We start from the raw sequence: 16,103 nt of genomic DNA, 5'->3' as shown, positions 1-16,103 counted from the left end.
TATCATCCGCACAGGGAGAAGAACATGAATAACCGCCTGACCAGTCTGGCACTGGCCAGTTTACTTCTGGTGGGATGCGCCAGCTCAAAACCGGCGGATGACGCCGCCCCGGCGCAGCGCAGCGATCCGCTGGAAGGTTTTAACCGTACGATGTTCAATTTTAATTACAACGTACTTGATCCTTATGTGGTGCGCCCGGTGGCGGTAGCCTGGCGCGACTATGTACCTGTACCGGCGCGTACCGGCGTGAGTAATTTTCTCGGCAACCTGAATGAACCTGCCAGCATGGTTAACTCCATTCTGGTGGGCGAGCCGCGTCAGGCCGGGATCCACTTCACGCGTTTCTTCCTGAATACCGTGCTGGGCCTGGGCGGTTTTATCGATGTTGCAGGCAAAGCGAATCCGGTGCTGGCGCGCGAGGTACCGCATCGCTTTGGCAGCACGCTGGGACGTTATGGCGTTGGCTACGGCCCGTATGTCGTACTGCCTGGCTATGGCAGCTTCACCGTACGGCAGGATGGCGGTGACTATGTGGATACGCTCTATCCGGTACTCAGCTGGCTGACCTGGCCGATGTCGATCGGTAAGTGGGCGCTGGAGGGAGTAGAGACGCGTGCTCAGCTGCTGGACTCTGACGGGCTGCTGAAACAGCAGCAGGATCCTTACTCTTTTATCCGCAATGCCTATTTCCAGCGTAACGATTTTCTGGCTAACGGCGGCAAGCTGAAGCCGGAAGAGAATCCAAACGCCAGCGCGATACAAAACGATTTGCAGGATATCGACGCGCCGTAAAAAAAGGGCAACCCACCGGGTTGCCCTTATTACTTGTGCGGCAGGCGCGATCAGAACTTATAGTTAAAGCTTGCGCCGTAAAGCCAGGCTTTGCCTTCTGAGTTGAAGGTATAAGGGGCTTCATTAACGGTAACGTGCTGACCATGCATATAAGATACGCCGACATCCACTGACGCTTCAGGCGTAAAGGCGTAAGACGCACCGGCGCTCAGCCACAGACGATCCTGATCCGGAATAGAGATAGAGCGTTTATCGGCCGGAACCGGGCTGTCATCGAAGGCGATACCGGTACGGAAGGTCCAGCGATCGTCATAGAAGTAGGTGGTACCCAGCGCAATGCGATAGGCATCTTTAAAGCTCTCATCTTTCTGGAACAGCGTCTGGCCGCGGCTGCCAGTCGCTTTCAGCTCCTGGAACTGGCTCCAGCTGGTATAGGCAAGGCTGTAGTGCACTGCCCACTGCGGCGCAACTTTATGCCAGCCGGACACTTCCCACATTTCCGGCAGGTTCAGTGTCAGGTAGCCGGGCACCGTTGAGCCGCCGGTACCGCCAAACGCCGCCGGGATATCGTTTTTATAATTGCCGTCAAAGTCGACTTTTACCTCAGAGCGGTAGGTAAAGCCGAAACGGTTATTTTTATCCACTTCATACAGCACGCCGGCGTTCCAGCCATAGCCCCACTCATTGCCCTTAAGGTGTGCGACCTGCAGATCGGACGGGAAGCCCACTGCCGGGCCAGCTTCACCGGCATAACGCTCAATTTTGGCGCGGGCATAAACCGCATCAAAGCCAACGCCAACGCTCAGGTGCTCGTTCAGACGATAGGCGGTGCTGAGATTAAGGTTAGCGGTCATCAGATCGGTTTTACCGCCATAGCCTCCTGCGGCATAACCATTATTAAATTCAGTGGCCAGGCCATAGTTTGAGGTCGCGGATGCGCCCACCCACCACCGATCGGTAAGCGGCTGAACGTAGTGAATATTTGGCACCCACTGATTAGGCGCAATGTTATTCGCGTCCAGGCTGTTGCCGGTGAGCGGACTGCGTCCGCTAATATCTACTTCAGGATCGATATAGACTGCGCCGATGGAGAACATCGGGCTATCCATCAGTGCCATGGTAGCGGGGTTGCGACTGGCCGATGCTGCTGTGTCACCCATCGCGCCTTCGCCTGAATAAGCGCGACCTAATCCAATTGCTGAGAATTCGTTAAGTTGAAAGCCTGCGGCGTAAACCTGGGAGGAGACGAGCGCCACTGCAGCTGCCACAGCTGACTTTGCAAACAGGTTCTTATGGTTCATGACCACAACCTCATCAAAATTATTATTAAACGTTGTCACGTCGCGTAACAAAGGACGGCGGATTGTAGGGACTGAGATTAAACAGACATATCAGACCAGTGCGACGAGTATAGGTCTGACCTGTGTATAAGTTGCAATAATGTTTTTCAAATATTACAGACTTGATCGGTAAAATCAGATCTGCTTAACAATTTCTTTATACTGCGCCGTCAGCATACCGGCTCAGGTTTGTTTTGGATCAAATTTTATTGTGATATTCGTCACTTAGCGACGCAATGATAGAGGAAATTGGCCCGCAGGCGTACACTTTCTGACAGAAAACTCTCCTTATAACGCCCGCTTTTTTAGCCGGAGAAACCTCATGAGTCAGACCATTAATAAATGCAGTGCCCGCGAGACCGCTGCCTGCTGCTGTTTGGATACGGGCATTGTGATTGATAACAGCGACTGCAGTGCCCGCTGGTCAGCGCTGTTTCCCGATCGCGCAGCTGCCGAAGCGATGCTGTTAACGCTGACGGAGAAAGCGCAGCAAACTGCCTCTGAACCCTGTGAGATTACGTCGCAATTTACCTCAGAGCCGAAAGGTATACGCCTGAACGCTGAATTTACCTTTGCCTGTCAGGCTGAAGCGCTGATTTTTCAGCTCGCCCTGCGTTAATTCTGCATCGCCGTCAATCCGCGACGGCGAATCGCTATTTTCGTGTTTTTCCTCGCACTTTTTTCTCTTTGCTATTGGCGAGCCGTCGCCGGATGGTTAACACTGACGATCAGGTCAGACCTCTCTGGCAATGGTGTCAGATCGTCGGTTACAGGGGGAAAAGCATGAGCAGAGCGCAGCCGTTGCTGACGCGTCAGGGCGAACGTATCGCTATTACTCACGGGCTGCGTACGCCTTTTGTCCGGCAGGCGAGCGATTTCCACGGCATTCCGGCGCTGGAGCTGGGGCGTATGGTGGTCAGCGAACTGCTGGTGCGCAGCGAACTGCCGGTTGAGGTGATCGATCAGCTGGTGTTTGGTCAGGTGATACAGATGCCGGAAGCGCCAAATATTGCGCGCGAAATTGTGCTGAGCAGCGGGCTGAGCGTGCACACGGACGCCTACAGCGTCAGTCGCGCCTGTGCAACCAGCTTTCAGGCCGTCGCTAACGTAGCGGAGAGCCTGATGGCGGGCACCATCGATGCCGGAATTGCCGGCGGCGCAGACTCCTCCTCCGTGTTACCGATTGGCGTCAGCAAAACGCTGGCGCGTGCGCTGGTCGATCTTAACCGTGCGCGGACAGTGGGCAAAAAGCTGCAGATCCTGCGGCGTCTGCGCCCGCGCGATCTGCTGCCGGTGCCGCCTGCCGTGGCGGAGTATTCAACCGGACTGCGCATGGGAGATACGGCTGAGCAGATGGCTAAAACCTGGGGTATTACGCGTGAGCAGCAGGATGCGCTTGCCCTGCGCTCACATCAGCGTGCCGCACAGGCGTGGCAGAGCGGCGTACTGCAGCAGGAGGTCATGCCCGCCTTTGTGCCGCCGTGGAAAGCGCCGGTTGAGCAGGACAACACCATCCGCTTTAACGCCAGCGCGGCCGATTATGCCCGACTGCGGCCTGCGTTTGACCGGCGTCACGGCTCGGTAACCGCAGCAAACAGTACGCCGCTGACGGACGGCGCGGCAGCCCTCATCCTGATGCGAGAAGGGCGCGCCCGCGAACTGGGAATAGCGCCGTTGGGCTACCTGCGCAGCTACGCGTTTACCGCCATTGATGTGCAGACCGACATGCTGCTGGGCCCGGCTTACGCCTCGCCGCTGGCGCTGGATCGCGCTGGCGTCACGCTGGGTGATTTAACGCTGATTGACATGCATGAAGCCTTTGCCGCCCAGACGTTAGCCAACCTGAAGCTGTTCAGCGATGCGCGCTTTGCGCGTGAGGTGCTCAACCGGCCGCAGGCGCTGGGCGAGGTTGATGATGACCGCTTTAATGTGCTGGGTGGCTCCATCGCCTACGGGCATCCGTTTGCCGCCACCGGTGCCCGCATGATCGCCCAGACGCTGCATGAACTGCGGCGGCGCGGTGGCGGACTGGGACTGGTAACCGCCTGCGCGGCGGGCGGTTTGGGCACTGCAATGGTTCTGGAGGCTGAATAATGCAGCACACCGCGTTTGAGTTAACCCTGCGCCCGGATCATGTTGGTGTGATCACCATTGATGTGCCGGGTGAAAAAATGAATACGCTGCGCGCTGAGTTTGCCGCGCAGATCCGCGCGGTGATCGCCGCAGCCCGTCAGCATCCGCAGCTGGCGGGTCTGGTACTGATTTCCGGCAAAGCGGACAATTTTATTGCGGGTGCTGATATCAGCATGATCGACCGCTGCCACTCATCAGCTGAAGCGCAGGCGCTGGCGAAGCAGGGGCAGGAGGTGATGGCGGAGATTGCAGCGCTGCCGTTTCCGGTTGTGGCGGCGATACACGGCGCCTGTCTGGGGGGCGGTCTGGAGCTGGCGCTGGCGTGCGACGCCCGCATCTGTTCGCTGGATGAGAAGACCCGGCTTGGTCTGCCTGAAGTTCAGCTGGGCCTGCTGCCCGGTTCCGGCGGCACACAGCGGTTGCCGCAATTGATTGGCGCAGAGCAGGCGCTGTCGCTGATACTCAGCGGTAAAGCCCTGCGCGCCCGGCAGGCGCTTAAGCTGGGCCTGGTCGATGATGCGGTGCCGCCGGCTATTTTACTGGCAACGGCGGTGACGCGCGTTCATAAAGGAAAGGGCGCGGCGCGGACGTTGCCACAGCGGGCGCGCCTGATGCAGAGCTTTGCGGGGCGCCCGTTGCTGTTTGCGCTGGCAAAGCGTCAGACGGATAAAAAAACTCAGGGTAACTATCCGGCGACCGGGCGCATTCTGCAGGTGGTGCGCATCGGGCTGGAGCAGGGTAGCCAGGCGGGACATGAGGCTGAAGCGCAGGCGTTTGGCGAGCTGGCGCTAACGCCGGAATCGGCAGCGCTGCGCAGCCTGTTTTTCGCGTCCACCGCGCTGAAAAAAGCCGCCGCCGCAGAGGGCGAAGTGCGCACGCTGCAGCAGGTGGGCGTACTGGGTGGTGGGCTGATGGGCGGAGGGATTGCCAGCGTGACGGCGCTGAAAGCGGAACTGCCGGTGCGTATCAAAGATATCCAGCTCAGCGGAATCAATCACGCGCTGCGCTACAGCTGGGATCTGCTGACAAAAAAAGTCAGGCGGCGTCAGCTGAAACCCGCAGAGCGTCAGCAGCAGATGGCGCGCATCAGCGGCGGTACCGACTATCAGGGCTTCAGCCGGCGCGATGTGGTCATTGAAGCGGTATTTGAAGATCTGGCACTGAAGCAGCAGATGGTGGCGGAAATGGAGCAGCACTGTCAGCCCGACACCATTTTCGCCTCGAATACATCCTCGCTCGCTATCAGCGCTATCGCCGCGCAGGCGCAGCGGCCGCAAAATATCATCGGGCTGCACTACTTCAGTCCGGTAGATAAAATGCCGCTGGTTGAGGTGATCCCGCATGCGGCAACGTCAGCGGAAACGCTGGCTACCACGCTGCGGCTGGCGCAAAAGCAGGGTAAAACTGCAGTAGTGGTAGCGGATCGCCCAGGCTTCTACGTTAACCGTATTCTCGCCCCCTATATCAACGAAGCGCTGCGCTGTCTGCTGGAGGGAGAACCGGTCGAACATATTGACCAGGCTCTGGTAAAAGCGGGTTTTCCGGTAGGGCCGTTGCAGCTGCTTGATGAAGTCGGTATCGACACTGGCAGTAAAATCAGCCCGCTGCTTGAGCAGGCTTATGGCGCGCGCTTTGCCGCACCGCAGGCCGCGGTTGATGCGATTCTCGCTGACGATCGCAAAGGACGAAAAAACCGGAAAGGGTTTTATCACTATGAGAAGAGACGCTGGCCCGGCGCGCGTAAAGCGGATCGCAGCCTCTATACGCTGCTCGCTCTGAAACCTGAGGCGCGTCAGAGTGAGCAGCAGATTGCTGAACGCTGCATGCTGATGCTGTTAAATGAGGCCGCGCGCTGTCTGGATGAGTCGGTGATCCGTTCGGCACGCGATGGCGACGTTGCTGCGGTATTCGGCATCGGCTTTCCACCTTTTCTTGGCGGACCGTTCCGTTATATGGATCGATACGGCAGCGCTGCGCTTGTGGAGAGACTTACGGCCCTCGCCCAGCAGCATGGCGATCGCTTTGCCCCGTGCGAGGCGCTGCTGAAGCGGGCAGAAAGCGGCGCGGATTTTTACATTTAATCACATTCAGCAAGAGCGGTGCATATTCAGCCGCTTAGCAGAGAAGATGCAGTACAGGTCAGCCGGTACCGATTTAGCGGGCGCTTATTTAATAAGCAACCGGTTGACTATACTGAAGCCATTGGGGTAAAACACAGCCTTCATTCGCAGAATGAAGCGTCTGGTGCCGTGGTACCGGACGATATCGACCAACAACAGCGGTGCTTTATGCAAGTTTTTATCATGCGTCATGGCGATGCAGCTCTGGAAGCCGCGAGCGATTCTGCTCGCCCCCTTACGCTGTGCGGCTGTAACGAATCACGTCAGATGGCGAGCTGGCTCAACAGCCAGACGCCGGATATCGGAAGGGTGCTGGTCAGCCCCTATCTGCGCGCCGGGCAGACGCTCGCCACCGTGCGCGAGGCACTGGATTTGCCGCAAAACCAGGACGTTCTTTCTGAACTGACGCCGGGCGGCGATCCGGGACAGGTCGCATTGCATTTGCAGGCGCTGGCGGTGCAGGGCGTGAAAGCCGTGCTGGTGATTTCGCATCTGCCGCTGGTAGGATACCTGGTTTCTGAGCTGTGCCCGCAGGAAGCGCCGCCCATGTTCGCCACGTCGGCTATCGCCTGTATCGATTTTAATGCCGACGAGTGCGAAGGTAAGCTTTTGTGGCAGGTGAGTCCGGCCAGGCTTGCTAAAGCTATCTGATTCCCCTTCATAATTCAGGCTGCAGCTGCGTTGGCTGCGCGCCTTCACCCCGGTCACTTACTGATGTAAGCTCCCGGGGATTCATTTGCTTGCCGCCTTGCTGCAACCTGTCACCTCATCTGCTAAGGCAGTTCGGGCGGTTGCCACTCTTCTACCTCAATCAGCACCAGCAGTGCGGCGTCGCCGCCGAACATTTTAGGTGCCTGGTGAAACGCCATCACATGCGGGTGCTGCGCCAGCCATAGCGGCGTCTGCTGTTTAAGAATATGTTTTCCGTGGCCGGTCATGACGCTGGCGCAAAAAATATGTTCGCGGCGGCAGGCGGCGATGAGCGCGCCCAGCTCCTGCTTCGCCTGCATCTGCGTCAGCCCGTGCAGGTCGAGAAAAATTTCCGGCGTGTAGTCACCGCGACGCAGCTTCTTCAGTTCATAGTGGCTGACGTCAGCACGGACATAGCGCACCGGCCCGTCGCTGGAGAGCAGCGGCTGAAACTCATCGGAAAAATAGTGGCTGTTGTCAGCCTGTTCGGAAAGCAGACGTTTCAGCGGGACTTCCCGGGTTTTAACCGCAGGTTTATGTACGATAGTGTCCTGTTTCAGCTTACGCGTCCCGATCATTAACTGACGAAACAGCGCCTGATCGTCGTCGTTCAGCGGCGTCTTTTTACTCATGGCGGGAAAATTCTTTCAACGTTGCAGTTTACCGGGCTGTTACCTTACCGCTAAGCGCTGACAAATGTCAGCTTTTTCGCCTCGCTGCGCTGAATTCTGGCCCGCTTCATGGCAAACTATCGGCCGATTGATTTTATGGCCTGCGGAGGGCTACGTGGACAAGATTTTCGTCGATGAGGCAGTAAACGAACTGCACACTATTCAGGATATGTTGCGCTGGGCCGTCAGCCGTTTTTCAGCGGCTGGCATCTGGTATGGTCACGGCACGGATAATCCCTGGGACGAAGCGGTCCAGCTGGTTCTGCCCACTCTGTGGCTGCCGCTCGATATTCCTGAAGATATGCGCAATGCGCGCCTGACCGCCAGTGAACGGCACCGTATCGTTGAGCGGGTGATCCGCCGCGTGAATGAACGTATTCCGGTCGCTTACCTGACCAACAAAGCCTGGTTCTGCGGACATGAGTTCTACGTAGACGAACGGGTGCTGGTTCCGCGCTCACCCATTGGCGAGCTGATTGAAAACCGCTTTGCGGGTCTGATCCCCGGCCAGCCACAGCATATTCTGGATATGTGTACCGGCAGCGGCTGCATCGCTATCGCCTGCGCCTATGCCTTTCCTGAAGCGGAAGTGGATGCGGTCGATATCTCCCACGACGCGCTGGCGGTGGCGGAACAAAACATTGAAGAGCATGGCCTGCTGCATCACGTCACGCCGATTCGCGCCGATCTGTTCCGCAACCTGCCACCGGTAAAATATGACCTGATCGTCACCAACCCGCCGTACGTGGATGCGGAAGATATGGACGATCTGCCTGGCGAATATCATCATGAACCGGAACTTGGCCTGGCGGCTGGCAGCGATGGCCTGAAGCTGGTACGCCGCATTCTCGCCTGTGCGCCTGACTATCTCAGCGAGCAGGGCGTGCTGATTTGCGAAGTCGGCAACAGCATGGTGCATATGATTGAGCAATATCCTGACGTGCCTTTCACCTGGCTGGAGTTTGATAACGGCGGCGACGGCGTCTTTATGCTGACGCGCGATCAGATCGTGGCGGCGCAGCACCATTTCTCCTTTTTTAAAGATTAATTTGCGGCGCGCCTGAGCGCCCGCACTATGGCAACAAGGAGCCATCATGGCCGGAAACAGCATTGGACAACTTTTTCGCGTTACCACGTTTGGCGAGTCGCACGGTCTTGCGCTGGGCTGCATCGTTGACGGCGTGCCGCCCGGTATTCCGCTGACTGAAGCCGATATCCAGCACGATCTCGATCGCCGCCGTCCCGGCACCTCGCGCTATACCACTCAGCGTCGCGAGCCGGATCAGGTGAAAATTTTGTCTGGTGTGTTTGAAGGGGTCACTACCGGCACCTCTATCGGCCTGTTAATCGAGAACACCGATCAGCGTTCGCAGGATTACGGCGCGATTAAAGATCTGTTCCGGCCCGGCCACGCAGATTACACCTATGAGCAGAAGTATGGTTTGCGCGACTATCGCGGAGGCGGACGCTCCTCAGCACGCGAAACCGCTATGCGCGTGGCCGCCGGTGCCATCGCCAAAAAATATCTGCAGCAGCAGCACGGTATCGTAGTGCGTGGCTATCTGGCGCAGATTGGCGACGTCGCCTGTGAGCTGAAAGACTGGAGCATCGTTGAAGAGAATCCGTTTTTCTGTCCGGACGCCAGCAAGCTGGAGGCGCTGGATACGCTGATGCGCGCCCTGAAGAAAGAGGGCGATTCTATCGGCGCGAAAGTGACCGTGATGGCGGAAAACGTGCCACCGGGCCTCGGTGAGCCGGTGTTCGATCGCCTCGATGCCGATCTGGCGCATGCGCTGATGAGCATCAACGCCGTTAAAGGCGTAGAGATTGGCGATGGCTTTGCCGTCGTTAACCAGCGCGGCAGCGAGCATCGCGACGAAATCCGCGCCAGCGGCTTTCAGAGCAATCACGCCGGCGGCATCCTCGGCGGCATCAGCAGCGGGCAGACCATCAGCGCCAACCTGGCGATGAAACCGACCTCCAGCATTACCGTACCGGGTAACACCATTACCCGCACGGGGGAGGAGGTGGAGATGATCACCAAAGGGCGTCACGATCCCTGCGTCGGCATTCGCGCCGTGCCGATTGCCGAAGCGATGATGGCGATTGTGCTGATGGATCACCTGTTACGCCAGCGCGGGCAAAACGCTGACGTTAACAGCAGCGTACCGCGCTGGTGAGCCTGATGATGCGCCGCGCTCTGCTCACTTTCGCCGCGCTGCTGGGTAGCGCGGCCGCCGTTGCCGCCACGCCGTGGCAGCAGATCCAGCACCCTGTCTCTGGTGCGCCGCAGTCGATTGGCGGCTTTGCCAATGGCTGTATCGTCGGCGCGCAGGCGCTGCCGCTGGACGCACCGGACTATCAGGTCATGCGTCAGGATCAGCGCCGCTACTATGGTCATCCCGATCTGATCGCCTTTATTGAGCGCCTCAGCACCCGCACCCGTCAGCTTCATCTGGGGCAGGTGCTGATTGGCGATATGGGAATGGCGGCGGGTGGACGTTTCAGCAGCGGCCACGCCAGTCATCAGACCGGACTGGATGTGGATATCTGGCTGCAGCTGCCAAAAACCCGCTGGAGCGCACAGCAGTTGCTGAAGCCGCAGCCGCTGGATCTGGTGGCGCCGGATGATAAACAGGTGATCGCCCGTCACTGGCAGCCGCAGATTGATAGCCTGATCAAGCTGGCCGCGAAAGACAGCGACGTCACGCGAATTTTTGTGAATCCGGCGATCAAAAAACAGCTTTGCGCCGATGCCGGCAGCGATCGCGAGTGGCTGCATAAAGTTCGCCCGTGGTTTGCGCATCGGGCGCATATGCATGTGCGCCTGCGCTGTCCGGCCGGCAGCCTGGAGTGTGAAGATCAGGCGCCACCGCCGCCGGGCGACGGCTGCGGTGCAGAGCTTGAGAGCTGGTTCCTGCCGAAAAAGCCCGGCAGCACGCCACCGGTAAAAAAAGCCCCGCCGCCGCTGCCGCCATCCTGTCAGGCGCTGCTGGATAACCACCGGCTCTGAGTACCTCTCCCGGCGCGCAACGGCTATTGCCCCGCGCCGGGCTTGTCTGCTACCTGCTGCGAGAAGTGAAATGGACCTTTTTATCGTCAGCCCGCTTATCCTTGGCGTACTGTTTTTTGTTGCCATACTGGCCGCTTTTATCGACTCCATTGCCGGGGGCGGGGGATTGCTGACCGTTCCTTCGCTGCTGGCGGCCGGGCTGTCACCGGCACAGGCGCTGGCGACCAACAAGCTGCAGTCGGTTGGCGGCTCTTTCTCCGCCAGCCTCTATTTTGTCCGCCGTGGCGCCGTAAACCTGCGTGACCAGCGGCTGAACATCGCGATGACGTTTCTCGGCGCGGTCGGCGGCACGCTGCTGATCCAGCATATTCAGGCGGATATTCTGCGTCAGATCCTGCCGCTGCTGCTTATCGCCATCGGACTCTGGTTCCTGCTGATGCCGCGTCTGGGAGAGGTGGATCGCGAGCATCGTCTGCAGGGCGTGGCGTTTGCGCTGGTGGGCGGCGGCTGTGTGGGCTTCTATGATGGCTTCTTCGGTCCGGGAGCCGGCTCTTTCTATGCGCTCGCCTTTGTCACGCTTTGCGGTTTCAATCTTGCCAAAGCGACGGCGCATGCCAAGGTGCTGAATTTCACCTCCAACTTCGCCAGCCTGCTGTTCTTTATGTTTGGCGGCAAACTGGTGTGGGGAACCGGCGTAGTGATGCTGCTCGGCGCATTTATCGGGGCGCGGCTGGGTGCGCGACTGGTACTGAGCCGCGGCCAGCGGCTGATCCGCCCGATGGTTGTGACCGTTTCTGCGGTCATGAGCGCCAAACTGCTGTGGGACAGCCACGGGGCTGAGCTACTGGCCTGGTTTGCCGCAGGATAAACCGACTCGTCAAATCGTGCCGCCGGTGCGACAATGGCGCCAGATGATTAACTGACAGATGACTATGCCGACAGAACACCACTATCAGCAGCTGATCGACATCTTCGACGGCTGCTTTGCTGAGACTTTTAAGACACGTCTAATTAAAGGCGATGATGAACCGATTTATCTTCCGGCAGATGCGGAATCACCCTGGCACCGCGTAGTTTTTGCCCATGGATTTTACGCCAGCGCGCTGCATGAAATTTCGCACTGGTGTATTGCGGGCGACGCGCGTCGGCAGCAGGTTGATTTTGGCTACTGGTACTGCCCCGACGGGCGTGATGCGCAGACGCAGAGCCAGTTTGAAGCGGTTGAAGTAAAACCGCAGGCGCTGGAGTGGCTATTCTGCGTTGCGGCGGACTTCCCCTTTAATGTCAGCTGTGACAATCTCGAAGGCGATTGTGAACCCGATCGCATTGCGTTTCAGCGCCGGGTCCATGCCCAGGTGATGCACTATCTGGAGCAGGGGATCCCGGCTCGCCCGGCACAGTTTATTGCGGCGCTGAACCGCTATTATGGTACGCCAGCGCTCACTGCAGCGCAGTTTCCGTGGCCGGAAACGCTTTAATTCGCCTGCTTAAAATGAAAGGAATGAGAGATGATCGTAGAATTTGAGTCCCGCATTCTGGCGCTGATTGACGATATGGTCGATCACGCCAGTGATGATGAGCTGTTTGCCAGCGGTTATCTGCGCGGCCATCTGACGCTGGCGGTTGCGGAAATTGAGCAGAGCGGCGAACACACGCCGGAAGCGCTGCAGATTGTCGTCTCCCGGAGCCTGCAGAATGCTATCGCCGCCGGTGAACTCTCGCCACGCGATCAGGCGCTGGTGGTCGGCATGTGGGATAACCTGTTTAGTCAGGCACGTCAGACCGCCTGATGCGCGGGGCGACTTTTCGCCCCGGCTCTCAGCGCCCCGCCTTTTTTCCCTTCAGCAATTTACGCACCCAGTAGCGGTTCGGATTCAGCGCCGCCAGCGTTGCGGCATCGAGCGGCTGCGGCTCACCGCTCATTTGTGCCGCCAGCACTTCAGCTGCCAGCGGCGCGCTGCAGAGCCCGCGCGATCCCAGCGCCCCCAGCACGAACAGCCCGTGATAGTGCGGGGCTTCAGCAATCTTCTCCCCGCGGGCGCGCTGTCCCGGCAGGTCAGCATACTGCGCCAGCGTGGCAGCGTAGTCCGGCAGGCCGCCGCTCATGGGCAGATGATCGCGCGTGGCGCAGCGCACGCCAGTCCGCGCCTCGTTATCACTGAGATCAACCTGCTGCGGCCAGGCGGCCTGCGGCAGGCACGCCATCAGACGCTGACGGTTGCTCTGCTGATCATCGGCACGAAAAGCGGTCGCGGTGTCACCGCGATGATAGCTGGCGCCGATGCAGTGGGTGCCAAACGTCGGGCTGACGGGTGTCAGATAGCCATCGTAACAGAGCACGCTCTGCAGGTTTGCCAGCGCGGCTGATGAGGGCGCATGGCTTACCTGGCCTGCGACCGGGTAGACCGGCAGATCCTGGCTCTGTTCCAGCGTCCGCAGCGCATGCCCGTTGGCCAGTACGACATTCTGATGCTGCATATCAGCCCGGTCGGAAAAGTGCAGCGTCCAGCCGTTTTCATGCGGCGTCAGCTGCGTAACCCGGTGCAGCCAGTGCTGGTGCAGACCCTGCGTCTGCGCCTGATCCAGCAGGTTGCTGGTAAGCTGGGAAGGGGAGATCCATCCGCCACGCGGATAGCAGATGCCGCCCATACCCAGCGCAACGCCCGCCAGCTGCTCCGCCTCGGCCGGTGAGACGCCGTAAGCGATCTCCGCCGGCAGCGCCAGGGCCAGCATCTGCGCAATCTTATCGGCGCTTTTTTCATCCCACGCCAGCTGCAGCACTCCGCACCAGCTCTGTTCAGCACGCTCCGGCAGGCTATCGTAAAGACGACGCGCGAAGCTGAAAGCGGCGGGGAAAAACTGCGCCAGCGCGGGATCGTGCTGGTTCAGTAAGGGGTAGAGCGCTGCCTGACGGTTGCCGGATGCACCCAGTGCCGGGGCCTCATCGGCGCAGTAGAGCGTCACGCGCCAGCCGCGGCGCAGTAATGCCAGCGCCAGCAGCGCACTGGCGACGCCGCCGCCAATGATGGCGACATCCTGGCCCGCTGCTGCAGGCCGCGCATACCACGGCTGCATGGAGGGCAGCGGCACTGCATGCGCCAGCGTACCGGTCAGCATTTCGCGCTTATGCGCAAAGCCTTTACGTTTACTGATGGTGAATCCCGCTTCCTGCAGGCCACGCCTGACAAAACCCGCAGCGGTAAAGGTCGCCAGCGTTCCTCCGGCACGCGCCAGCCGCGCCAGAGCGCTGAACAGCGCCGGGGTCCACATATCCGGGTTTTTAGCCGGCGCAAAGCCGTCCAGAAACCAGGCGTCAACCTGACCCTGCAGGCTCTCATCAAACTCTGTTATCAGCGTATTAATGTCGCCAAACCAGAGATCAAGCGTAACCCGTCCACCGTCAAACAGCAGCCGCTGACAGCCGGGCAGCGCCGATGGCCACTGCTGCTGCAGCTGCGTTGCCCACGGCGCCAGCTCCGGCCAGCGCGCCTGCGCGGCAGCGAGATCGGCCTGCGTTAGCGGATACTTTTCACAGCTGATAAAGTGCAGCCGCTGCAGCGTCGCAGCAGGCTGCTGCGCGCGAAACTGATCGAACGCCTGCCATAACGTGAGAAAGTTCAGACCGGTGCCAAAGCCGCTCTCCGCCACAATAAACAGATCCCGCGTATGCGTGCTGAAACGCTGCGGCAGCTGATTACCGCCGAGAAACACATAGCGGGTCTCTTCCAGTCCATTATCGTTAGAGAAGTAGACATCATCGAACGCTCGGGAAACAGGTGTACCCTGATCGTTCCAGGTTAATTGCGCGTGTTCAACCGGGGATAATTTCACGGGAAAGGCTCATTTTTCAGGCAGTGGCGCGATTTTAGCGAGTGGCGTCACATGACGCAAATTTACAAAAGGAAATGGCTGATCGGACTTGTTCGGCGTACAACTGTACGCTAGAGTGCACGTCAATCCAAAAAGATGTGGAATGAGGACTATTGAATGAAACGTGCAGTGATTACTGGCCTGGGTATCGTTTCCAGCATTGGTAATAACCAGCAGGAAGTGCTGGCTTCTCTGCGTGAAGGCCGTTCCGGTATCACTTTCTCTGAAGAGATGAAAGAAGCCGGTATGCGCAGCCACGTGTGGGGCAACGTCAAACTGGATACCAACGGGCTCATCGATCGCAAAATCGTGCGTTTCATGAGTGATGCCTCTATTTACGCCTATCTTTCTATGGCGGAAGCGGTCAAAGATTCAGGCCTGACTGACGAGCAGTATCAGAACAACCCGCGCGTGGGTCTGATCGCCGGTTCCGGCGGTGGTTCACCGCGCTATCAGGTGTTCGGTGCTGACGCTATGCGCGGTCCGCGCGGCCTGAAAGGCGTGGGTCCTTATGTAGTGACCAAAGCCATGGCCTCAGGTGTATCTGCCTGCCTCGCGACCCCGTTTAAAATTCACGGCGTGAACTACTCCATCAGCTCCGCCTGTGCCACTTCAGCACACTGCATCGGCAACGCCGTTGAGCAGATTCAGCTGGGCAAACAGGATGTGGTCTTTGCCGGTGGCGGTGAAGAGCTGACCTGGGAAATGTCCTGCGAGTTTGACGCGATGGGCGCACTTTCGACCAAATATAACGATGCGCCTGAGAAAGCCTCGCGCACCTATGATGCTAACCGTGACGGTTTTGTTATCGCCGGCGGCGGTGGCATGGTAGTGGTTGAAGAGCTGGAGCATGCGCTGGCACGTGGTGCGCATATCTATGCTGAGATTGTTGGCTATGGCGCAACGTCTGATGGCGCTGACATGGTTGCACCGTCAGGTGAAGGCGCGGTGCGCTGCATGAAGATGGCGATGCAGGGCCTCGATGCACCGATCGACTATCTGAACACGCACGGCACCTCCACGCCGGTTGGCGATGTGAAAGAGCTGGGCGCAATCCGTGAAGTATTTGGTGACAACACCCCGTACATTTCAGCGACCAAAGCCATGACCGGTCACTCCCTGGGTGCAGCGGGCGTGCAGGAAGCGATCTACACCCTGCTGATGCTGGAGCACAGCTTTATCGCGCCGAGCATCAACATCGACGATCTGGACGAGGCCGCAGCAGGGATGAACATCGTGACGCAGCCAACGGAAAAAGCGCTGACCACGGTCATGTCCAACAGCTTCGGCTTTGGCGGCACCAACGCCACGCTGACCATGCGTAAATATCAGGGCTAAATCTGCCCGCGTCCCGTCGCCCCCTGACGGGATATCACAGGCTGCCGCGATGGCAGCCTGGCTTTCTCTGCTCAGCCTGAGCCGTTTTGACAACCCCGCTTTTACCTGCATACACTCCTGTTTTACCTTCCCGTAA

General features: G+C 58.9%; 15 protein-coding genes. 12 read left to right on the top strand and 3 right to left on the bottom strand.

What is annotated here, in order from left to right; translation table 11 throughout:
* The first annotated feature begins 24 nt into the window (after positions 1-24).
* Positions 25-792 carry a phospholipid-binding lipoprotein MlaA gene (gene mlaA / locus B4056_RS10055; protein WP_094112055.1) on the top strand — a complete coding sequence of 256 codons (768 nt, stop codon included), beginning with the start codon at positions 25-27 and terminating at the stop codon, positions 790-792.
* A gap of 50 nt (positions 793-842) precedes the next feature.
* Here the strand turns inward: mlaA and fadL are convergent, their stop codons facing one another.
* Entirely contained in the window at positions 843-2,093 is a 1,251-nt protein-coding gene (fadL, locus tag B4056_RS10050) for a long-chain fatty acid transporter FadL (protein ID WP_071668097.1), read from the bottom strand.
* 361 nt (positions 2,094-2,454) lie between these two features.
* Here fadL and B4056_RS10045 point away from each other — a divergent pair, with 361 nt between their 5' ends.
* The 4 genes from B4056_RS10045 to sixA all read left to right on the top strand — a co-directional run bounded on the left by B4056_RS10045 (position 2,455) and on the right by sixA (position 7,036).
* Positions 2,455-2,751 (top strand): YfcZ/YiiS family protein, encoded by a 297-nt coding sequence (locus B4056_RS10045; RefSeq protein ID WP_288654588.1) that lies wholly within the window; start codon positions 2,455-2,457, stop codon positions 2,749-2,751.
* Between the two features lie 164 nt (positions 2,752-2,915).
* Positions 2,916-4,226, top strand: a complete 1,311-nt coding sequence (gene fadI, locus B4056_RS10040; protein WP_039379155.1) for an acetyl-CoA C-acyltransferase FadI — start codon at positions 2,916-2,918, stop codon at positions 4,224-4,226.
* Positions 4,226-6,346 carry a fatty acid oxidation complex subunit alpha FadJ gene (gene fadJ, locus B4056_RS10035; protein ID WP_288654586.1) on the top strand — a complete coding sequence of 707 codons (2,121 nt, stop codon included), beginning with the start codon at positions 4,226-4,228 and terminating at the stop codon, positions 6,344-6,346. The genes fadI and fadJ overlap by 1 nt, the downstream gene beginning before the upstream one ends.
* 207 nt (positions 6,347-6,553) lie before the next feature.
* A complete protein-coding gene (gene sixA / locus B4056_RS10030; RefSeq protein ID WP_039385580.1) occupies positions 6,554-7,036 on the top strand; it encodes a phosphohistidine phosphatase SixA in 483 nt (160 codons plus the stop codon).
* A 122-nt stretch (positions 7,037-7,158) separates the two neighbouring features.
* On the opposite strand, the gene smrB is transcribed toward sixA, so the two are convergent.
* On the bottom strand, positions 7,159-7,707 hold the full coding sequence (gene smrB / locus B4056_RS10025) for an endonuclease SmrB (protein WP_039379153.1): 549 nt from the start codon (positions 7,705-7,707) through the stop codon (positions 7,159-7,161).
* A gap of 154 nt (positions 7,708-7,861) precedes the next feature.
* Between smrB and prmB the strand changes: the two genes are divergently transcribed.
* The 6 genes from prmB (at position 7,862) to B4056_RS09995 (ending at position 12,549) form a co-directional block, all read left to right on the top strand.
* Positions 7,862-8,794, top strand: a complete 933-nt coding sequence (prmB, locus tag B4056_RS10020; protein ID WP_113655387.1) for a 50S ribosomal protein L3 N(5)-glutamine methyltransferase — start codon at positions 7,862-7,864, stop codon at positions 8,792-8,794.
* A 46-nt stretch (positions 8,795-8,840) separates the two neighbouring features.
* Positions 8,841-9,926, top strand: coding sequence for a chorismate synthase (gene aroC / locus B4056_RS10015; protein ID WP_039379151.1), 1,086 nt, complete (start codon positions 8,841-8,843; stop codon positions 9,924-9,926).
* 8 nt (positions 9,927-9,934) lie between these two features.
* Complete coding sequence (mepA, locus tag B4056_RS10010) at positions 9,935-10,759, top strand: penicillin-insensitive murein endopeptidase (protein WP_094111139.1); 825 nt, start codon at positions 9,935-9,937, stop codon at positions 10,757-10,759.
* A 70-nt stretch (positions 10,760-10,829) separates the two neighbouring features.
* Complete coding sequence (locus tag B4056_RS10005; RefSeq protein ID WP_039379149.1) at positions 10,830-11,627, top strand: sulfite exporter TauE/SafE family protein; 798 nt, start codon at positions 10,830-10,832, stop codon at positions 11,625-11,627.
* 64 nt (positions 11,628-11,691) lie between these two features.
* Positions 11,692-12,237 (top strand): elongation factor P hydroxylase, encoded by a 546-nt coding sequence (locus B4056_RS10000; RefSeq protein ID WP_039379147.1) that lies wholly within the window; start codon positions 11,692-11,694, stop codon positions 12,235-12,237.
* Positions 12,238-12,267: 30 nt separating this feature from the next.
* Positions 12,268-12,549 carry a YfcL family protein gene (locus B4056_RS09995; RefSeq protein ID WP_039379145.1) on the top strand — a complete coding sequence of 94 codons (282 nt, stop codon included), beginning with the start codon at positions 12,268-12,270 and terminating at the stop codon, positions 12,547-12,549.
* A 28-nt stretch (positions 12,550-12,577) separates the two neighbouring features.
* On the opposite strand, the gene mnmC is transcribed toward B4056_RS09995, so the two are convergent.
* Positions 12,578-14,590, bottom strand: coding sequence for a bifunctional tRNA (5-methylaminomethyl-2-thiouridine)(34)-methyltransferase MnmD/FAD-dependent 5-carboxymethylaminomethyl-2-thiouridine(34) oxidoreductase MnmC (gene mnmC, locus B4056_RS09990; protein WP_094111102.1), 2,013 nt, complete (start codon positions 14,588-14,590; stop codon positions 12,578-12,580).
* Positions 14,591-14,746: 156 nt separating this feature from the next.
* On the opposite strand from mnmC, the gene fabB reads away from it, so the two are divergent.
* A complete protein-coding gene (fabB, locus tag B4056_RS09985) occupies positions 14,747-15,967 on the top strand; it encodes a beta-ketoacyl-ACP synthase I (RefSeq protein ID WP_071668065.1) in 1,221 nt (406 codons plus the stop codon).
* Positions 15,968-16,103 lie beyond the last annotated feature (136 nt).

Source organism: Pantoea sp. UBA7232, from assembly GCF_002473195.1.
Classification (GTDB): domain Bacteria; phylum Pseudomonadota; class Gammaproteobacteria; order Enterobacterales; family Enterobacteriaceae; genus Pantoea; species Pantoea eucrina.
The sequence above is the reverse complement of the archived record's forward strand: the minus strand, read 5'-3'. Positions and strand labels throughout refer to the sequence as shown.

What these genes read in the sequence shown, in the direction of transcription:
- mlaA (WP_094112055.1), top strand. Translation starts at nt 25, where the DNA reads ATGAATAACCGCCTGACCAGTCTGGCACTGGCCAGTTTACTTCTGGTG.
- fadL (WP_071668097.1), bottom strand. Translation starts at nt 2,093, where the DNA reads ATGAACCATAAGAACCTGTTTGCAAAGTCAGCTGTGGCAGCTGCAGTG.
- B4056_RS10045 (WP_288654588.1), top strand. Translation starts at nt 2,455, where the DNA reads ATGAGTCAGACCATTAATAAATGCAGTGCCCGCGAGACCGCTGCCTGC.
- fadI (WP_039379155.1), top strand. Translation starts at nt 2,916, where the DNA reads ATGAGCAGAGCGCAGCCGTTGCTGACGCGTCAGGGCGAACGTATCGCT.
- fadJ (WP_288654586.1), top strand. Translation starts at nt 4,226, where the DNA reads ATGCAGCACACCGCGTTTGAGTTAACCCTGCGCCCGGATCATGTTGGT.
- sixA (WP_039385580.1), top strand. Translation starts at nt 6,554, where the DNA reads ATGCAAGTTTTTATCATGCGTCATGGCGATGCAGCTCTGGAAGCCGCG.
- smrB (WP_039379153.1), bottom strand. Translation starts at nt 7,707, where the DNA reads ATGAGTAAAAAGACGCCGCTGAACGACGACGATCAGGCGCTGTTTCGT.
- aroC (WP_039379151.1), top strand. Translation starts at nt 8,841, where the DNA reads ATGGCCGGAAACAGCATTGGACAACTTTTTCGCGTTACCACGTTTGGC.
- mepA (WP_094111139.1), top strand. Translation starts at nt 9,935, where the DNA reads ATGCGCCGCGCTCTGCTCACTTTCGCCGCGCTGCTGGGTAGCGCGGCC.
- B4056_RS10005 (WP_039379149.1), top strand. Translation starts at nt 10,830, where the DNA reads ATGGACCTTTTTATCGTCAGCCCGCTTATCCTTGGCGTACTGTTTTTT.
- B4056_RS10000 (WP_039379147.1), top strand. Translation starts at nt 11,692, where the DNA reads ATGCCGACAGAACACCACTATCAGCAGCTGATCGACATCTTCGACGGC.
- B4056_RS09995 (WP_039379145.1), top strand. Translation starts at nt 12,268, where the DNA reads ATGATCGTAGAATTTGAGTCCCGCATTCTGGCGCTGATTGACGATATG.
- fabB (WP_071668065.1), top strand. Translation starts at nt 14,747, where the DNA reads ATGAAACGTGCAGTGATTACTGGCCTGGGTATCGTTTCCAGCATTGGT.